13 protein-coding genes, 1 rRNA gene and 1 riboswitch are annotated in these 20,842 nt (G+C 39.4%); of the genes, 12 read left to right on the plus strand and 2 right to left on the minus strand.

What is annotated here, in order from left to right; genetic code table 11:
- The first annotated feature begins 267 nt into the window (after nucleotides 1–267).
- The gene (locus tag ABE34_RS22155) at nucleotides 268–1,197 is read left to right on the plus strand and encodes an AEC family transporter (RefSeq protein WP_197144605.1); all 930 of its coding nucleotides are present in this window, start codon (nucleotides 268–270) and stop codon (nucleotides 1,195–1,197) included.
- Nucleotides 1,198–1,581: 384 nt separating this feature from the next.
- A riboswitch (TPP riboswitch) is annotated at nucleotides 1,582–1,696 on the plus strand.
- A gap of 325 nt (nucleotides 1,697–2,021) precedes the next feature.
- Entirely contained in the window at nucleotides 2,022–3,800 is a 1,779-nt protein-coding gene (thiC, locus tag ABE34_RS22160; protein ID WP_197144606.1) for a phosphomethylpyrimidine synthase ThiC, read from the plus strand.
- 229 nt (nucleotides 3,801–4,029) lie between these two features.
- Here the strand turns inward: thiC and ABE34_RS22165 are convergent, their stop codons facing one another.
- Both ABE34_RS22165 and ABE34_RS22170 read right to left on the minus strand, forming a co-directional pair.
- Nucleotides 4,030–5,535, minus strand: a complete 1,506-nt coding sequence (locus ABE34_RS22165; RefSeq protein WP_197144607.1) for a catalase — start codon at nucleotides 5,533–5,535, stop codon at nucleotides 4,030–4,032.
- Between the two features lie 500 nt (nucleotides 5,536–6,035).
- A complete protein-coding gene (locus ABE34_RS22170) occupies nucleotides 6,036–7,481 on the minus strand; it encodes a helix-turn-helix domain-containing protein (protein WP_197144608.1) in 1,446 nt (481 codons plus the stop codon).
- A gap of 230 nt (nucleotides 7,482–7,711) precedes the next feature.
- On the opposite strand from ABE34_RS22170, the gene hutH reads away from it, so the two are divergent.
- The 10 genes from hutH to ABE34_RS22220 all read left to right on the plus strand — a co-directional run.
- Entirely contained in the window at nucleotides 7,712–9,226 is a 1,515-nt protein-coding gene (hutH, locus tag ABE34_RS22175; protein ID WP_197144609.1) for a histidine ammonia-lyase, read from the plus strand.
- A gap of 105 nt (nucleotides 9,227–9,331) precedes the next feature.
- Entirely contained in the window at nucleotides 9,332–10,660 is a 1,329-nt protein-coding gene (locus tag ABE34_RS22180; RefSeq protein ID WP_197144610.1) for a YjiH family protein, read from the plus strand.
- A gap of 15 nt (nucleotides 10,661–10,675) precedes the next feature.
- Nucleotides 10,676–12,346, plus strand: a complete 1,671-nt coding sequence (gene hutU, locus ABE34_RS22185) for a urocanate hydratase (RefSeq protein WP_197144611.1) — start codon at nucleotides 10,676–10,678, stop codon at nucleotides 12,344–12,346.
- Nucleotides 12,343–13,629, plus strand: a complete 1,287-nt coding sequence (gene hutI / locus ABE34_RS22190; protein ID WP_197144612.1) for an imidazolonepropionase — start codon at nucleotides 12,343–12,345, stop codon at nucleotides 13,627–13,629. The genes hutU and hutI overlap by 4 nt, the downstream gene beginning before the upstream one ends.
- A gap of 363 nt (nucleotides 13,630–13,992) precedes the next feature.
- The gene (locus ABE34_RS22195; RefSeq protein WP_197144613.1) at nucleotides 13,993–14,790 is read left to right on the plus strand and encodes an NUDIX domain-containing protein; all 798 of its coding nucleotides are present in this window, start codon (nucleotides 13,993–13,995) and stop codon (nucleotides 14,788–14,790) included.
- A gap of 90 nt (nucleotides 14,791–14,880) precedes the next feature.
- Nucleotides 14,881–15,432, plus strand: coding sequence for a cysteine hydrolase family protein (locus ABE34_RS22200; RefSeq protein ID WP_197144614.1), 552 nt, complete (start codon nucleotides 14,881–14,883; stop codon nucleotides 15,430–15,432).
- Between the two features lie 15 nt (nucleotides 15,433–15,447).
- Nucleotides 15,448–16,917 (plus strand): nicotinate phosphoribosyltransferase, encoded by a 1,470-nt coding sequence (locus tag ABE34_RS22205; protein WP_197144615.1) that lies wholly within the window; start codon nucleotides 15,448–15,450, stop codon nucleotides 16,915–16,917.
- A 26-nt stretch (nucleotides 16,918–16,943) separates the two neighbouring features.
- Entirely contained in the window at nucleotides 16,944–17,558 is a 615-nt protein-coding gene (gene nadD / locus ABE34_RS22210; protein WP_197144616.1) for a nicotinate-nucleotide adenylyltransferase, read from the plus strand.
- A 666-nt stretch (nucleotides 17,559–18,224) separates the two neighbouring features.
- Nucleotides 18,225–20,072, plus strand: coding sequence for an SLC13 family permease (locus ABE34_RS22215; protein WP_197144617.1), 1,848 nt, complete (start codon nucleotides 18,225–18,227; stop codon nucleotides 20,070–20,072).
- Nucleotides 20,073–20,559: 487 nt separating this feature from the next.
- Nucleotides 20,560–20,842 (plus strand): 16S ribosomal RNA (locus ABE34_RS22220); the annotation flags it as partial.

The following is a 20,842-nucleotide window of genomic DNA, read 5'->3' on the forward strand; positions in this document are numbered from 1 at the left end:
CAATCATTGTGTTTAATGGATAATATATCATATATTTCTTTGGTTTAGTGCGCAAATGGGGTATTTTACTATATTAATTTAATGAATTAATAGGCCTTTTTTCTTCAATTATTTTAATAACTCGTAGTCTGAAAGGGTAAATCATCCTTCCGAGAGCCCTTTGCTATTGTTTGAACATGATGAAAAAGACAGGATGAGTGAACGCTGAAGTACATTGACCGAGTCTACAAACAGCACTACTATAGGAGAGGAAAGGGGGACAACACTATGGTGTATCTCGGCATGATTTTCTTTCAAATTGTAGCTCCGATTTTAGTGCTTCTAGTACTTGGCGCAGTTTTACAAAGGAAATTTCGTTATAATTTAAAGGCGCTATCTCAACTTATTACATATTGCTTTATGCCAGCAGCTGTTTTTGTGAATTTATATGAAACGAGTATAGAATTGTCTGTGCTTGGGGAAGTTGCGCTTTTTATTCTACTCTTTATCGGAAGCCAAATGGTTCTTAGTCACTTTCTTGCAAAGGGGCTCGGTTTAGTAAAAACAGAGGCTGCGGTGTTTAAAAATAGCGTTGTCCTCATTAATTCAGGCAATTATGGTATTCCAGTTGCCCAAATGATTTTCGTGACTCAGCCGATTGGGGTAGCGATTCAAGTTATTCTCGTTATATTTCAAAATATGACGACGTATACTTACGGCTTGTACAATTTAATTTCTTCAACAAAATCAGGTATGTCAATTTTGAAAGATTTCCTCAAAATGCCTATTATTCATGCACTTATTATCGGCGTTACTATGAACTATTTTAATATCCCTATTCCACAGTACGTAAAAATTCCGATAGACCATGTGGCAGATGGCTTTATCGCTGTAGCATTAATAACTTTAGGGGCACAGCTATCCCAACTTGAAATAAAATCTATGTTTAATAAGATGGTATACATTAGTTGTTTTACACGATTAATCATAGGGCCTGCCGTGGCATTGCTTATCATTTTTGCTCTTGGTCTTGACGGTGTCGTGGCACAATCACTTTTTATAGCTAGTTCGTTCCCGACATCGCGAAATAGTTCCAGTCTGGCTTTAGAATATGACGTAGAATCGGCAACTGCTGCACAAACAGTTTTATTTTCAACGATTGTGAGCTGTATTACAGTGACAATTGTGATTTATGTAGCGGAACTGTTGTTTACTTAACAGTGGGGTGCTATTCAGAAATAAAAGATAGGGTGGAAAGCTTTTCAGGAGTTAGCGGCTTTTCTTCTGATTAAAAGCAGGGATTTATATTTATTAAAACAAGATATAAGTTGATCTTCGTTACGGCTGGGCGACTCCTTGGGGATCAGCAATAGAGGAACGAAGGCTAAAAGCATCACATCCTGTGATAACGCCTTCGTGACCAACATCGTGTTGGCCCGAGACCCTGGAGCGAGCAACGCGAGTGAAGAGGCCCATCGGACGCCCCCAGGAAAGCGCCCATCCGGAACGAAAATCAACCACACGTTATGATGATAATCCAAAAATAATCAAATGGAGCTTCCATCTATTAGCAATATCTGCTACACTAGCATCAAACTTAATAGTATTAACTAGGGGAGTCTGATGAGTCAGGCTGAGAGGGAAACGCATAGAGGTTTCTTGACCCTTTGGACCTGATCTGGCTCATACCAGCGTGGGAAAGTTAACCATTATTGCACACTATGTTATTTGCAATAACTATACCTTTACATTCTTAGCCGGATCCAAAATTTTTTTGGATTCGGCTTTTTGTCTTCATTCAGCAGAAGATTCCTATCTTTGCAGGTGATGAGATGTATGCGGTTAAGCTTCCTAACTAGTAGGTGCCCAAACGCCTGCTGAATGAAGACAAGCCTCCGGCGGATGTCACGGATTTTAAAAGGAATGAATTGTGCGGGCACAATTCAAAATCCGGACGCGCAATTACGCCAAGGCGAAATTGATTTTTGTTGGGTGAGCTAGATTCGGTCCTTGTATAAATGTAAAAGGGAGCGAAGTAGTTTATGACAACAGTTAGCGAAAAGAATATTACGATTATGTCAAGTTTTGAAGGAAGTAAAAAAGTTTACGTAGAAGGTTCTCGACCAGATATTTTAGTGCCAATGCGTGAGATTGCTTTAAGTCCGACGACAGGAAGCTTTGGTGAAGAGGAAAATGCACCAGTGCGTGTTTATGATACGAGTGGCCCGTACACTGATCCTGCACATAAGGTGGACATTACGAAAGGATTGCCAGCTTTACGTAGTGCATGGATCAAAGAAAGAGGTGACGTTGAAGAATACGAAGGTCGTACAATCAAGCCAGAAGATAATGGATTCCGCAAAGCTGATGATCCACGAATGAATGAAAATATTTTTCCGGATTTATCTAGAAAGCCTTTACGTGCGAAGAAAGGTAAAAATGTAACGCAGCTTCACTACGCACGGAAGGGAATTATTACTCCAGAAATGGAATTTGTAGCGATTCGCGAAAATATGGATCCTGAGTTCGTGCGCTCAGAGATCGCGGCGGGGCGTGCAATTTTGCCATCTAATATTAATCACCCTGAGGCAGAGCCGATGATTATTGGACGCAACTTCCACGTGAAAATTAACGCTAATATTGGAAATTCAGCGGTGTCATCCTCTATTGCAGAAGAAGTAGAAAAAATGACGTGGGCTACACGCTGGGGTGCTGATAACATCATGGATTTATCTACGGGTAAACATATTCATACGACGCGTGAATGGATTATCCGTAATGCCGCAGTGCCAGTAGGGACGGTGCCGATTTATCAAGCGCTCGAAAAAGTAAATGGAGTGGCAGAGGATTTAACGTGGGAAGTGTATCGTGATACGTTAATTGAACAAGCAGAACAAGGTGTAGATTACTTCACGATTCATGCAGGCGTATTGCTACGCTATGTGCCATTAACGGCTAATCGTGTAACTGGCATAGTGTCTCGAGGAGGCTCGATTATGGCACAGTGGTGTTTATATCACCATCAAGAGAGCTTCTTATATACTCATTTTGAAGAAATCTGTGAAATTATGAAAACCTATGATGTTGCTTTCTCTTTAGGCGATGGTTTACGTCCTGGTTCTATAGCAGATGCAAATGATGAGGCTCAATTTGCGGAGCTGGAAACGCTAGGGGAATTAACGCAAATTGCCTGGGAGCATGATGTACAGGTGATGGTAGAAGGACCGGGTCATGTGCCGATGCATCTTATTAAAGAAAATATGGACAAGCAGTTAGAGGTGTGTAAAGAAGCTCCTTTCTATACGTTAGGGCCGCTAACAACAGATATTGCTCCAGGCTATGACCATATTACATCAGCTATTGGAGCAGCGATGATTGGCTGGTATGGTACGGCAATGCTATGTTATGTAACTCCTAAAGAACATCTTGGCTTACCAAATCGTGATGATGTTCGTGTAGGGGTTATTACGTACAAAATTGCTGCACACGCTGCTGATTTAGCGAAAGGGCATCCGGGGGCACAGCAACGTGATGATGCACTATCAAAGGCGCGCTTTGAATTCCGCTGGCGCGATCAATTCAATCTTTCGCTAGATCCAGAACGTGCAGTCGAATATCATGATGAAACATTGCCAGCAGAAGGAGCAAAAACTGCGCATTTCTGTTCAATGTGTGGGCCTAAGTTTTGTAGTATGAAAATCTCACAGGATATTCGTACGTATGCAAAAGAAAAAGACTTAAATACGACTGAAGCAATCCACAAAGGTATGCAGGAGAAGGCGAAGGAATTTAAAAAGGCCGGCAGTCAGATTTACCAATAATTATTAAGTGGGCTTGTGTCTATCAAATTAGACACAAGCTTTAATTTGGTTTCTCACCAAAAGTCCGACGTCCCCGAGGAAAGCGACCACCGGAACGGAAATCAACCCCTCATTTTGATGATGCGCCCTCATTTTGTCATCAAAATAAAAAAACTCCATGTGAGGTCGCCCTTCACATGGAGTAAAAAGTTGGATTTGGATATCAATAATAGTTGGAATACGTGGAGAATTAAACGTTTGTTGCTTGTTTTTCGTATGGGTTTGAAAGATCCATACCTTCTAATGAAAGACCCATAGCTTTTGCTACACCTTCACCATATGCTGGATCAGCTAAATAGCAGTGAAGAATATGACGACGTTTGATGAACTCTTCGACTGATGCCATATCATTAGCAGTATTTTCGAATAGGCGTTGTTGCTCATCGGCAGTCATTAGGCGGAATAATTTACCTGGCTGTTCGAAGTAGTTGTTGTCATCTTCACGGAAGTCGTGGATACCAGCATTACCGTCGATACGTAATTCAGGCTCTTTATAGTCTAAATTGTGTTCCCATTCACCGTAGCTATTTGGTTCATAACCTAAAGTTGAACCAAGGTTGCCATCGAAACGCATAGCACCGTCGCGGTGGAATGAACGGAATGGACATTTTGGTGCGTTCACAGGAAGCATGTAGTGGTTCACACCTAAACGATAGCGCTGTGCATCTGCATATGCAAAGATACGAGCTTGCAACATTTTGTCCGGCGAGAAGCTGATGCCAGGAATAATGTTAGATGGTGCAAATGCAGCTTGCTCAACTTCAGCGAAGTAGTTGTCCGGGTTTTTGTTTAACTCGAACTCACCCACAGGAATTAATGGGAAGTCTTTTTTATACCATACTTTTGTTAAGTCAAATGGGTTATATGGTAATTCGCGTGCTTGTTCTTCTGTCATTACTTGAATGGACAATTTCCATTTAGGGAAATCGCCGTTTTCAATTGCCTCATATAAATCGCGCTGTGAAGATTCGCGGTCGTTACTGATTACTTCAGCAGCCTCAGCGCCAGTTAAGTTTTTAATCCCTTGCTCTGTACTGAAGTGGAATTTAACCCATACGCGCTCATTTTCTTCATTAATAAAGCTATATGTGTGAGAACCGAAACCGTGCATATTGCGGTAACCAGTTGGAATACCACGATCAGACATAACGATTGTTACTTGGTGAAGTGCTTCTGGTAATGAAGTCCAGAAATCCCAGTTTGAATTAGCGTTTTTCATATTTGTACGTGGATCGCGTTTTACCACGTGGTTTAAATCTGTAAAGTGTAAAGGATCACGGAAGAAGAATACAGGTGTGTTGTTACCAACTAAATCCCAGTTGCCTTCTTCAGTATAGAACTTAAGTGAAAAGCCACGAATATCGCGCTCAGCATCTGCTGCACCACGTTCACCTGCAACTGTGGAGAACCGTGCGAACATTTCAGTCTTTTTCCCAACCTCTGAGAAAATTTTTGCTTTAGTATATTTAGTAATATCATGCGTTACAGTGAAAGTACCGAATGCACCTGAACCTTTAGCGTGCATACGACGTTCAGGAATAACTTCACGGTTGAAGTTTGCTAATTTTTCAACTAACCATACATCCTGAAGAAGTAGAGGACCACGAGGACCTGCTGACATTGAATCATGGTTGCTTACTACTGGAGCGCCACCTGCTGTTGTAAAGCGACGGCTACGATCATTTTTGTTTGTCATATTAGTTTACCTCCTAAAGAAAAATTGTGAGTCAAACTCTTCATCAATAACTATAACAAATATAAACTAGAATTGCTAGTAAATTATAATCATTATCGTTAAAGAATATTTATATTAAAATACAAACTATAAATATATGCTAGATTAAAAGTACTTATGAATAACTTTTACCACAAAACTAGCTTTTTCAAACATTTTCGAGAATTATTAAAGATGAGTTGTGGAGAAGGGGTAGCTCGAAATTAAAAGGCATTAAAGTAAATTCGTCTTTATTGAAAACGGAAAATGATAATTGAAAAAATGTGTTTTAGGGTTATGGTAAGTATTGGTTGATGACAGTGAAGGCTGGAGACTTCCTAAGGTCAGCTATAGAGGAATGAAGGCTAAAAAACCGTCACCTTCTATGATAACGTCTTCGTGGCCAACATCCACTGCACTTTCTCGCCGAAAGTATATTTGCCTCTCGTGCCCGGTTGGAAACTAACTTCTAGTATGCCTTTTCACGTTTTACGATAACGATTAGGCGTAATGCCGATGTGCTGTTTAAAAATTTTAATGAAGTAATTCGAATCTTCGAAACCATTTAAATAGGCAATTTCACTAATAGTAAAATCAGTTTCTACTAACATTTTTGTGGCATTATGAATTCGTACCTGCTGCAAGTAGCGTTTAAGTGGCAAGCCTTGCTTCTTTGAAAAGATCGTACTTAAATAATTGGGACTAATCCCTAATTTATGAGCAACGAAAGGTAAAGATAACCCGCTGTCCTGAAACTGTTGGTCGATAATTTCTATGGCCAGTTCTACATAGTCAGCACGTTTCTCCATTCGTGCCTCACGGGCCAATTCAATTAGTTTTTGTGTAAATGATATGATGCCATTTTGAATGGTATAAAATATAGGATGCTCAATAATTAAATGAAAAAGTTGACGATAATTTTGCTCAATTGCAGCTTTCTCGTGTAATTTATACTTCAGCATAAAGCGTCGAATTTGTGCTAAAACACTGGTTAGATGAATACGTAAGTCATCCTGCTCATAATAAATTCCTTCATTAAATAGTCGATATAAAAATGCTTTAACAGCTTCAATATTCCCATCCTCTAAACTACTTATTAATAATTGTTGCTCTTCGGGTGTTAGTAAAGGATCGAAGGGTTGTGTCTTCAGCTGCTTACTCGTATAAAAAATATGCCCATAGCCTTCGTAAAAACTTTGACGAAGTGCACGCTTCGTTAAAGTATACATATTCTTCATAGTTGTAGGTTCCCCATCGTAAATACCGGTATTTAAAGAGCTATTACTTGTCAATCGCCATTCCTTGATTAGTGTACGAACATCTTTCTCTATATCATTTGTTTGGAATAAGCAAACGATTCTCTCTGATAAAGGATAAATCCTCATACTAGAATAAATGGGAGTTTGCTGAAGCCAGTTATATAGTTTGTTAAACATGTCGGTATGCTCAGGCTCGATCATGGTGAAGTGTATATTTGTTTCTAGCGTACTAGTTTTACTATCTAAAAATAGTTGATCGTAAAAAGATTCATCTGTAGCTTCTTGATACAATGCTTCTGCCTTTGGTGTCCGAAGGGAAATAGCAGTAAGCTTTTGCTTTAATACTTCTAAATCAATTGGTTTAACGAAGAGATGTGCGACCTGTAAATCGATTGCTTTTAATGCATTTTTAAACAATGGCTCTGTCGTCATCGCTAAAATAGTTCCTGAATGTTTTTGTAAAACGCGATAAAGTGCCGTTAAACGATTATTCGAGAATAGGTCAATATTTAGTAGTATCACGTCAGGCTCGAATTGCTGGATACTTTGAAGTGCCTCATTAATAGTTGTACATATTTCGATGGTTACATCCCCGGGGAAATATGTATGTAAAAACCAACGAATACCTGAAAGGTCAGCGGAGTCTCTATCAATTAATAACAATTTCATACATACAAACCCACCTTAAAATTATCTAGTTTCGTAAAAAAATACGATTATATTATTAAAATATCAAAAAATCTGAAATAATTCATGTATTCTCTTTTAAAATTCCCTATTTTCTGAAAAAAGTAGTTAGTACAATGTAGATAGAGTAATTGTTATTTATCTTTTGTAGCGATAACTAAATTGATTACGGGCATTTTTACATAGTTATAAAGGGAACAGGGGATGGTATTATGAAGTCTATTATCGAGCTTGATGGCAAGACGTTAACAAGACAGAAAATAGGGGAAATTGTAAACGGTCTTGCTACGGTTGCGCTATCTACAGACAGTGTGGAGCGTATTCGTTTAAGTAGGGAGCGGATTGAAAAACGCTTAGCTGAGGGGCAAACCATTTATGGTGTGAATACAGGCTTTGGAAAGCTAAGTAATATAAAGATTGAAGAGGAAGATATTGAGCTTTTACAGTTGAATTTATTACGCTCAGATGCGACAGGTGTTGGTGTACCGTTCCCAACAGATGTTGTACGCGCCATGATGGTTTTGCGTGCTAATGCTTTAGCTCGAGGTTTTTCAGGTATTCGTCTAGAAACAGTGCAGCTGCTATTGGATCTTATAAATAAGGGAGTCCATCCGATTGTACCGTCTCAAGGTTCAGTTGGAGCAAGTGGAGATTTAGCACCGTTATCACATTTGGCTTTAGTGCTAGTAGGTGAAGGCAAGGCGGAGTTCAATGGCGAGGTTATGAGTGGCAGTGAGGCGTTAGAGCAAGCTGGACTAACACCGGTGCGACTACTAGCTAAAGAAGGATTAGCGCTTGTAAATGGTACACAAGCAATGACGGGAATTGGCGTATTAACTGTGAACGAGGCAGAGCGAATGGGGCTAGCGGCAGATATGGCAGCGAGTTTAACACTTGAGGCACTGAAGGGGATTACTTCAGCGTTTGACCCAGCGCTTTTGGCGGTAAGACCACACCCGGAATTAGAGCTTGTTGGTGGACGAATTCGCAAATGGCTTGAAGGAAGTAAACGTGTGACAAAGCAAGGTGAAATCCGCATGCAGGATGCCTATTCACTACGTTGTATTCCGCAAGTACATGGTGCTTCATGGCAGTCATTCTTCTATGCGGAGGACCGTGTGCAGATTGAAATGAATGCAACGACAGATAATCCGATTGTTTTAGAAAATGGAGAAGTATTGTCTGGGGGACATTTCCATGGTCAACCAATTGCATTGGCAATGGACTTTTTAAAAGTCGGTGTAAGTGAGTGGGCGAATATTTCGGAGAGACGTACAGAACGAATGGTGAATCCGCATCTTAATGAAGGTTTGCCACCATTTTTAGCGACAAATCCTGGTATTGAATGTGGACTAATGATTGCTCAATATACAGCGGCCTCTATCGTATCTGAAAACAAAGTATTGGCACATCCTTCAAGTGTGGATTCTATACCGACATCAGGTAACCAAGAGGATCATGTGAGCATGGGTACAACATCAGCCCGCCAAGTGCGTCAAATCGTACACAATGCCGCTCGTGTCATTGCAATAGAAATGATTTGTGCATCGCAGGCGATCCATCTAGATAAAGCAGAAGAGCAGTTATCTCCAACAACGCGAAAGTTTTTAGAAAAAGTGCGCGAGTTTTGCCCTCCACTGTTAGCGGATCAACCTATCAGTGATGAAATTGAAGCGCTTTCGCAGTATTTGTTAACAAGTGATGATCTATTAAATGAGTATAAGTAAGTTTTAAAGTAATAACTTCCTAGAGAAAATCCAAAAAATCCTTTAACTAGTTTTGACGACTTAGAGATTACTTTCAGAAAAAGCACTTACATCGGAGGGAGTAGTATGGAATTTCATCAACAAGAGCTGGAGCGAGATTCGCAATTTCGAATCTCCTCCGCTATTAAGATGTTTATCTGCAGTATAGTCGGAATATTCAGCTTTTTCGTATCGTTTGAATGGCGAGGTAAGGATTCCATTTTAATTGATCACATCGTAAGTTTTATTCGCACCGAAGCGCCACTGCTTGTAACTGCATATGTGCTCATAATGCTTGTAGGTGGAGCGATTCATCCATTCCTAACAAAGAAATGGAATAAGTCGACCGTCAATATTGTGATGTCAATCCTTAAAGTGGGCGGCATGATTGCGGGGATTTTGTTAATTTTCAATATAGCACCAGCATGGCTAGCGGATGAAAGTATTGGCCCGTATTTACTGGAGAAGCTTGTTAAGCCGGTAGGCATACTAATTCCGATCGGGTCTTTGTTTTTGGCACTTCTAGTTAGTTACGGATTGCTTGAATACATCGGTGTTTTAGCACAACCGTTTATGAAACCTGTTTTTAAAACATCAGGACGTTCAGCAGTGGATGCAGTAGCCTCATTTGTCGGCAGTTATTCGGTTGGATTGCTGTTAACAAACCGTCTTTATATGGAAGGTCGCTACACAGCGAAGGAGGCCGTGATTATTGGAACAGGCTTCTCGACTGTATCTGTCACGTTTATGGTTGTCATTGCGAGTACGTTGGATATGATGCAGCATTGGAATGCGTTTTTCTGGGTGTCACTCGTTGTAACATTCTTGGTCACTGCGCTAACGGTACGCCTTTATCCGATTCGTTCCATGAAGGACGAATATTACGAGGGTGCGACGCCGATGCCAGAAAAGATTGTTAAAAAGGGGCGTTTTAAAGAAGCTTGGCGTCAAGCGATGGAGGCTGTTGATCAAAATCCGCCTATGTCAAAAATTTTATGGGCGAATTTAAAGGATGGCTTCATCATGACGATGGGGGTTATGCCATCGATTTTATCGGTTGGTCTTTTAGGGCTTGTGCTTGCAACATATACACCTATTTTTGATTGGCTTTCGTATATTTTTGTACCATTCACATATGTACTACAAATTCCAGAACCATTTTTAGCGGCAAAAGCGCTGTCATTATCGTTAGCAGAGGTATTTTTACCGGCACTTGTTGTGACACAGGCAGCACTTGTGACGAAATTTATTGTGGCAGTTGTATCGATTTCGGCAATTTTGTTCTTTTCAGCTGTCATACCACTTATTTTATCAACTGAAATTCCGGTGACGTTGCGCCAAATTGTAACCATTTGGTTTGTGCGTGTCGTACTAACTTTAATCATTGTAACACCAATAGCATTTTTACTATTTTAAAGGAGCGTGTTTTTTATGGTAGTCAAAACAAATATTCGTGCACCACGTGGGAATGAATTATCTTGTAAAGGTTGGACACAAGAAGCTGCAATGCGTATGTTAATGAACAATCTAGATCCTGAAGTAGCAGAAAATCCAGATGAGCTTATCGTCTATGGTGGAATCGGTAAAGCGGCGCGTAATTGGGAAAGTTATGAGCAAATTATCGCATCATTAAAAGAATTAGAGAATGATGAAACACTTCTTATTCAATCAGGAAAGCCGGTAGCTGTATTCCGTACACATGAACATGCGCCACGTGTATTAATTGCAAATTCAAATTTAGTACCGTCGTGGGCAAATTGGGAGCATTTCTATGAGTTAGAGGACCGTGATTTAATGATGTACGGTCAAATGACAGCTGGTAGCTGGATTTATATTGGCGCACAAGGTATTTTACAAGGAACATATTTATCATTTGTAGAGGCGGGTAAAAAAGTATTTGGCACAGCGGATTTACGCGGCAAATTCATCCTTACGGGTGGCATGGGTGGCATGAGTGGTGCACAGCCTTTAGCTGGGAAAATGGCTGGCGCTGTCATTTTAGTAGTCGAAGTGGAACGTGCTCGAATTGAACGTAAAATTAAAGAGGGTTACTGTGATTATCTTGTGGAGACGGTAGATGAAGCGATTGAATTAGTCAATAAATTACGTGACAAAAAAGAGCCAGCGTCAATTGGTCTTGTTGGCAATTGCGCAGATGTTAATCGTGAGCTATTGAACCGTGGAATTATCCCTGATTTTGTCACAGACCAAACATCTGCCCATGATCCGATCAATGGCTATGTTCCAAATGGCATGACGTTTGAGGAAGCGCTTGAACTACGTAAAAGTGATGTGAAAACGTATGAACAAAGAGCAAAAGAAACGATGGCTGAGCATGTTCGTACAATGCTTGAATTCCAACAAGCAGGTGCAGAAGTATTTGATTACGGTAATAATATTCGTGCGTATGCCAAAGAGATGGGTGTAACAAATGCCTTTGATTTCCCTGGTTTTGTTCCAGCGTATATTCGTCCTTTATTCTGTGAGGGGAAAGGACCATTCCGTTGGGCTGCACTTTCAGGTAATCCAGAGGACATCTATAAAACAGATGCACTAGCAAAAGAAATGTTTGCTGAAGATGAAGGGCTTGTGAATTGGATTGATATGGCCCAAAAGATGGTGAAATGGCAAGGGTTACCGGCGCGTATATGCTGGTTAGGCTATGGTGATCGTCACCGTTTTGCACTGAAGGTTAATGAAATGGTTGCCAATGGAGAGTTGTCAGCACCGATTGTCTTTGGTCGAGATCATTTAGATTCTGGCTCTGTTGCATCACCAAACCGTGAAACAGAGGGCATGCTTGATGGTACTGATGCAGTATCAGATTGGCCAATTTTAAATGCACTTGTTAATACAGCAAGTGGTGCAAGCTGGGTAAGTGTGCATCACGGTGGTGGTGTAGGAATGGGTTATTCGCAACATGCTGGTCAAGTGTTAGTGGCGGATGGTTCTGAGCTAGCTGCTGAGAAGATTGCACGAGTGTTAATTTCGGATCCAGGAATGGGCGTTGTGCGTCACGCAGATGCTGGCTATGAAATTGCTATTAATACAGCGAGAAACAAAGGTGTGCATATACCAATGTTAAAGGATGATGCTAAGTGACTATTTTAATCAAGAATGCCAACGAAGTGATCACGTTAAAAAGTGCCGTACAAGGTCCGCGTACAAAGGAACAAATGCGTGACATTGCAGTAGTGGAAAATGGCAGTGTTTTAATGGAGGGAAATAGCATTATTGCAGTTGGACCAATTGCTCAGCTAGAAGTGGATTTCCCTGATCTTGTAAGGGTTGCTGAAGTTATTGACGCCTCAGGAAAGGTTGTTATGCCGGGTCTCGTCGATTGTCATACGCATTTAGTTCACGGAGGTACACGTGAGCAGGAATTTAATATGCGACTCAATGGTGCAACATACATGGAAATTATGAATGCAGGCGGTGGGATTCATGCTACAACAAACCGGACACGAGAAACTAGCTTTGGTGATTTATATGAAAAAACGATGAATCATTTAGATGTGTTTTTAAAGCATGGTGTCACAACGGTTGAGGCAAAATCAGGCTATGGATTAGATTGGGAAACTGAAAAGAAACAGCTAGAAGTAACAAAGGAATTGCAAGCTACTCATGACATTGATGTCGTTAGTACCTTTATGGGGGCGCATGCGGTACCGCGTGACTATAAAGGTCGTGAGGATGAATTTGTGGATCTAGTCATTCATGATATGTTACCGAAAGTAGCTGAGCTAAACCTTGCAGAATTCAATGATGTATTTTGTGAAAAAGGTGTATTTACGCCAGAGCAGTCACGACGCATTTTAGAGGCCGGAAAAGCGTTGGGGTTAACACCGAAAATTCATGCAGATGAAATTGAGCCTTATGAGGGAGCGGAGCTTGCTGCAGAAGTAGGAGCCATTTCTGCGGAGCACTTATTAGTTGCTTCTGATGAAGGGATACAAAAAATGGCCGAAGCTGGCACGATTGCTGTGTTGCTACCTGGAACAGCATTCTTCTTACGTGCACCATTCGCGAGAGGACGCCTAATGATTGATGAAGGGGTACCTGTAGCTATTTCAACTGACTTTAACCCTGGCTCATCTCCAACGTTGAGTCTGCCATTTATTATGAATTTAGCTTGTATGCATATGGGGATGACACTCGAGGAAGTGTTAACGGCGACTACCGTTAATGCTGCATACGCAATTAATCGTGGACATCAAATTGGCTCCCTTGAAGCAGGCAAACAAGCTGATGTCATAATATTGGATGTTGCCAATTACAAGCAATTGCAATATTTCTATGGCATGAATCATACGAATACTGTCATTAAAAATGGGCGAGTTGTCGTACAGGATGGAATTCTTTTGAAAAATCAACTAGTAAATTAAATAATAAAAAAGGCATAAATAAGGCAGAAATGCTTTATTTATGCTTTTTTTATGGATAGCTGTTCATCTTATTCTTTTTTTATAAAAAGAGTTGAAATTGTTAACTGGAAAAGTTATCATGTTATTAAATAGTAATTATTGATTTACAAATTACTTATGGCGATTTATAGAAAATATAATGAAGTACAGTATCCAAATTTATATATGCCATATATCAGTCGGAACGGAAATCGACCACACGTTATGATGGTGATCATGAGAAGTAAACAAATACTCGCTCTCTAAGGGAAGTTGTAGTATTACGCTTTATCTAAGCCTTCGTCATCATTCCTGCAAAACTTGAGTCAAAGGAGTTATCTTAAAATGACAAAATATCATTCACAAGAAGAAGTTCTTGCGAATTACGATTCTTCTAATTATATAACACCTGATGGATATACATCAGATATCGCAGTTTTTACAATAACATCCGAAAAAGTAGAGGAAAAAGCACCTCCGATGATGACGCTTAAAATTATGTTGATTAAACGGGCCGAAAAAGATCATGAAGGAAACCAAAATATCGAAGGTGGAAAATGGGCGCTTCCAGGTGGATTTGTAGATGCGACAAAAAAGGAAACAGCTTATATGGCCGCTAAAAGAGAATTGAAAGAGGAAACGAATGTAGATGGTCTACACATTAAGCACTTTGGTGTCTACGATGATATAGATCGTGATCCTCGAGGTTGGATGATTTCAAATGCCTTTTATGCAATCGTTCCGGAAGTATACATTGACAAACGTCAAGCCAATGACGATGCGGTAGAAGTAGAACTTTTCGATATAAATGAAGTGTTCAAACTCGATTTAGCCTTTGATCATCGGAAAATTATTTCAGACGCTTTAGAATTTATTAAGAAAGATATGATACAAACAACGGTTGCTAAAAATTTTTTACCGGAAGAATTTACGTTATCTGAACTACAGAGGGTTTTATTGACAGTAGGAGATGATCCACGTATTTCAAACGATTCAGTGTTCTTTACAAAAGCACCTAAGCTTCCTTTTATTGAAAAAGTATTAGAAGAAGGGAAGCCGAAGAAAACGAAAAGAAATTCATTTAGACCATCGCAATTATATTCTTTTAATGACTTCGAAATCGTAGAGTCAATTTATCATTAGGAAAGCATCAGTCTTTCCTAATTAATTTTCAATATACTAATTTGTAATTTGCTAATTACTAATTAAATGAGAAATTGGAGTGATGGAAATATGTCTAAGCGTGCATTGATTAATATTGATTATACAGTGGATTTTGTAGCTCAAGATGGAGCTCTAACTTGTGGAAAGTCCGGGCAACTATTGGAAGGGGTAAATGCACAATTAACAAAGGAATTTATGTCAAATGGTGATTTTGTAGTTTTCGCTATTGATGTTCATGAAAAAGAAGATAGCTATCACCCAGAAACAAAGCTTTTCCCTCCTCACAATATTCGAGGTACGAGGGGGAGAGAACTATATGGCTCTTTAAAAAAACTATATGAAGAGAATAAAGGGTTGGATCATGTCTACTATTTGGATAAAACCAGATATTCTGCTTTTGCAGGTACGGATTTAGAGATTAAATTGCGTGAAAGAGGCATTACAGAACTACATTTAATCGGTGTATGTACGGATATTTGCGTTCTTCATACCGCGGTAGATGCCTATAATAAAGGATTTAACATCGTTATTCATAAAGATGCAGTGGCGTCTTTTAATCAAGCAGGGCATGAGTGGGCATTAAGACATTTCGAGCATTCTCTCGGAGCTACTATTATGTAAACGGAGGAATAAGGTATGAAATATGCGGACGATAGCTTCATGTTACACACGGATTTATATCAAATAAATATGGTGGAAACGTACTGGAATGATGGCACTCAAAATCGAACAGCGGTTTTTGAACTGTACTTTCGACAACTTCCGTTCGGGAATGGCTATGCGATATTTGCAGGCTTAAAAAAGATAATGGAGTTTATCAAAAACTTTGGTTTTTCAAATAGCGATATTCAATATTTACGCGAGGAAGGAAAATACTCAGAGGAATTTCTTAAATACCTTCAAAATCTAAAATTTACAGGTTCTATTTCTGCAATGAGGGAAGGTGAATTAGTATTTGCGAATGAACCTATTTTACGAATTGAAGCCCCATTGGCAGAAGCTCAGTTAATGGAGACACCTTTATTAAACATCGTTAATTACCAAACTCTTATTGCAACGAAGGCTTCGCGCATTAAACAAGTGATTGGAGAGGATGTCGCGATGGAATTCGGTACTCGTCGAGCGCATGAATTTGATGCAGCGATTTGGGGAACTCGTGCAGCTTATATTGGTGGATTTTCTGCAACTAGCAATGTCAGAGCTGGAAAATTATTTGGCATCCCTGTCTCAGGTACTCATGCACATGCCATGATACAGGCATATCGTGATGAATACACTGCATTTACAAAGTATGCAAATACGCATAGAGATTGCGTTTTCTTAGTAGATACGTATGATACGTTACGTTCGGGTGTCCCTAATGCAATTCGGGTCGCAAAGGAGTTTGGAGATAAAATCAATTTTGTAGGAATAAGGTTGGACAGTGGAGATTTATCGTATCTGTCAAAAAAAGCAAGGGAAATGCTAGATGAAGCTGGCTTCACTGAAGCGAAAATTATAGCATCTAATGATCTGGACGAATACACGATTATCAATTTGAAGTCTCAAGGGGCTAAAATTGATACATGGGGAATCGGAACTAAGCTCATTACAGCGTACGATCAAGCAGCTCTTGGTGGCGTATACAAATTAGTATCTATTGAAGGTGAAAACGGGGAAATGGTCGATACCATCAAAATTTCCGGAAATCCAGAAAAAGTAACGACTCCAGGCCGCAAACGTATTTATCGAATTATTAATACAGCCAATGGTCATGCTGAAGGAGATTATATTGCATTGGACTGCGAAAACCCACAAGAGGAAAAACGCTTGAAAATGTTTCACCCTGTTCATACTTATATCAGTAAATTTGTGACGGATTTTACAGCAAAAGAATTACATCAAGACATTGTAGTAAATGGATCTATTCTTTACAAAGAACCAACACTTCAAGAAATTCAAGTATATGTAGAGGAGAATTTACATCTACTATGGAGTGAGTACAAACGAACAATGAATCCAGAAGAGTATCCGGTCGATTTAAGTCAAGCGTGCTGGGATAATAAAATGACAAGAATTAAAGAAATTAAAGAAAAAGTCACGAAGATGATGAATGAGAGAAAATAATAGAGAAGAGGAATGGGGGTTAGGACATGGCGAAAATAGGGATTTACGGATCATCCTTTGATCCAATTACAAATGTTCACCTTTGGACAGCAAGCACAGTCGCACATCGTTGCAAATTAGATAAAGTGATCTTTTTACCTTGCTCAAACAAGCGAAAAGACAAGGAGATAAAAACGAAGAATACACATCGCTGGAATATGCTGCAGCTGGCTATTGCTAAGGATGAGCGTTTTATTGCAGATTCATATGAAATGGAGCAAGAGGGCTGGAATATTTACACATATGATACGATGAAATATTTTAGAGAACAACACCCGAATGATGAAATTCATTTTATTATGGGGGCTGATTTATTAAACGATATTGGTGCTGGGTTGTGGAAAAGGGGAGATGCATTAGTAGCTGAAAATAAATTTATTGTAATGGCAAGGCATGGAATAGATATGTTATCAACAATTAGTCGATCTCCTATTTTGAGGAATCATGATGATGGAAGATTCCATTTAATTGACAAAGGGTTAGCGATGGAAATTAGCTCTACCTATATTCGAGAAGAATTTGCAATGGGCGGTGAACCAAGATACCTACTCCCAGACGCTTGTTATGACTATATTAAAGCGCATAATCTTTATCAAAAATAATCAAGTTAGAGCCGATGCATGAGAGTGCGGGGGAATACTGCGCTTCACTATTTGCTGTAAAAGCTGTATGGATAATTTAATTGATAGACCCCGCTTGTAAGGTATTGCAAGGAGCATCAAAACGGTCTCAATTTCGTCCAAGGAGAGGTTTACTTTGGACGAAAAATATATTTCATTATAATTAAGGTAGGGTTTTAAAGGTTTTACATCGCTATACTCTTTTGATGCAGCTTTCCTACAAATACTAACGATGAGGAGCTATTGATTTTTCACGGAGAGTGGCGACTCCTGCGGGATGAGCTTGTGCTGAAAGCCCCGCAGGAACGTAGTGACGAGGAGATTGAAGCCAAGCCCGCGGAAAGCGCCAACTCGGAGTGAAAATCAACCTTTGTTTAAAGATACGCGTTATTTTACATTTATTCTTTTGTCGATAAGTTGTTGATGTTGATTGGAGTGAAGGTTGAACGACCCTGGGAGGAACGGAAATCAATCTCACGTTATGTGATGAGACTTTTATTTCGAAAAGATGGTGAACTTTCTCATTTGTAGTCTAGGGTAAGATATAATAAATCTAAGTGATAGAAACAGGCATTGTGCTTTACAAAAGGTTTTGTTTATAACCTTTTGTAAACACAATGATTTAATGTTAGAAAGGAATTCTTAGATGTGCAGCTTACATTAACATTTCTTATTTTAGGAGCGACAATTTTTGCATTTGTGACTAACAAAGTACGAGCGGACCTCGTTGCGATTGTGTCACTTCTAGCATTTGTCATTACGGATATTTTAACACCCGCAGAAGCACTAGCTGGTTTTTCAAACTCTGTAGTTTTAATGATTGCAGGGCTGTTTGTCGTGGGTGCAGGAATTTTACGAACAGGACTTGCGGGGATGGCAGGGCAATTACTGCTAAAGTGGTCAGGTAATAGTGAGTTGAAATTATTTGTATTATTGCTCATTATTGTAGGTTCTGTCGGGGCGTTTATGAGTAATACAGGCACTGTAGCTTTGATGATGCCGATAGTTGTTAGTATTGCGATTAGCATGAAGGTAAGTCCATCAAAATTTTTACTACCACTTTCTTATGTTGCTAGTCTTTCTGGGCTTATGACACTTATTGCATCACCGACAAATCTGATCGTTAGTCAGTTATTGGTCGATCGTGATTACAATAAACTAGGTTTTTTCGAAGTAACACCCATCGGTATTGTAGGGATGATTGTTGGTATTACCTATTTAGTACTTGTGCGCAACATTCTTTTACCAAATGAAAAAAGTCGTACAGCAACAAAAGCTGATTATAGATTATCTCCGAAGAAAATTATTAAGCAATATGATTTAAATAATCGTTTGTTTAAAGTGTATGTGCCCGAGGATTCGTCGATTATTGACGCAACATTAGCAGAATTAAAGCTTCCGGCCAAATATACGCTTTGTATGATGAAAATTCACCGACGATCTCAAGAAGGTATTAATTTTTTACCAGTGACATATCAGGAAATGGCAGGTCCGACAAGTGTGATCCATGCCAAAGATGAATTGTACGTCCAGGGTGAGGAAGAGAATATTCGTCGTTTTGCTGCTGATTATAGTCTGGAGATGCAGGAGCTGGCTGAAGGAGAGGCTGATGAATTAGTATCGAAGCATCTTGGGATTGCTGAGGTATTATTAACACCAAATTCTAGTTTTATTAATAAGACCGTAAGCACCCTAGGCTTCCGAGAAAAATATAATCTTAATATAATTGGCATAAATCGTAGAGGTGGCTATAAGCTGCAAGATATGGTGACGCATAAATTAAAATTTGGAGATGCCATTTTAGTACAAGGTGCATGGGATGAAATTTTATTACTTGCAAGGGAAACGCAGGATGTCGTTGTTGTTGGTCAGCCGAAGGAACATGCTAGTGTAGCTGCAGCGACGGGAAAAGCTGGTATTGCAGGTGTCATTATGCTTTTAATGATTGTGCTAATGGCTTTTGAAATTTTCCCTGCTGTTATTTCCGTTATGATTGGCGCCGTATTGATGATATTAACAGGCTGTTTGCGTAATATGGAAGATGCATATAGCAATATGAATTTTGAAAGTATTGTACTAGTAGCTGCAATGCTTCCGATGGCGACTGCATTGGAAAAAACGGGCGGTATGGCCATTTTATCTGATGGTATTATCAATGCGCTTGGAAACTATGGACCATACGGAGTACTGATCGGAGTTTATATTTTAACTGCAGTCTTTGGTCAGTTCATTAGTAATACAGCCACTGCTGTATTATTCGCACCGATTGCTATGAATGCCGCGATTGCGATGGAAGCAAGTCCAACGACATTTATGATTGCTGTTGCTGTAGCAGCGAGTATGGCGTTTGTTACTCCGATTGCTTCACCAACAAATGCGTTAGTTATGACAGCTGGCGGTTATAAGTTTATGGACTTTGTGAAGATTGGAATACCACTACAGATTATTATGTTTATCGTTATGATGCTGGCAATTCCATTTTTCTTTCCATTTTAAAAACTCGGTGTCTATACCGAGTTTTTTATTTATTTTTTGAAATCTATTAATTTCTTATTGAAGGTTATGATAAAATTCTATTTTAGATACTAATAAAAAGTTAAATCAACTTGAGATGTAGAGTCTAATGAAAATTTATTTTTGTAAGTATTTAAATAGGAAGTTTTTCAATGAAATAAAAAAGTATAAATTTTTATTAGAAAAAGTGTTGACCATTTTGAATTAAGCGTGTAGTATTATACGAGTCGCTAAGATAACTTCTGAAAAACAATTAAAACAAACAAAATTAGTTGTTGACATCGAGTTTGCAGCGTGTTATGATATAAGAGTTGCTGCTGAAAAACAGTAACGAAATGAACCTTGAAAACTGAACAAGCAAAACGTAATCAATAAAGTTTTCAGTAGCTAACCTTGAGTTAGTGAAAGAAACAAAATTTTGGACATCAAACATGATGCCAGCAAAACAATTTGAGCTAATCAAATTTCTTTTATGGAGAGTTTGATCCTGGCTCAGGACGAACGCTGGCGGCGTGCCTAATACATGCAAGTCGAGCGAACAGATGAGGAGCTTGCTCCTTTGACGTTAGCGGCGGACGGGTGAGTAACACGTGGGCAACCTACCTTATAGTTTGGGATAACTCCGGGAAACCGGGGCTAATACCGAATAATCTATTTTACTTCATGGTGAAATACTGAAAGACGGTCTCGGCTGTCGCTATAAGATGGGCCCGCGGCGCATTAGCTAGTTGGTGAGGTAACGGCTCACCAAG

The organism is Lysinibacillus sphaericus (assembly GCF_015844675.1).
GTDB classification, from domain to species: Bacteria; Bacillota; Bacilli; order Bacillales_A; family Planococcaceae; genus Lysinibacillus; species Lysinibacillus sphaericus_E.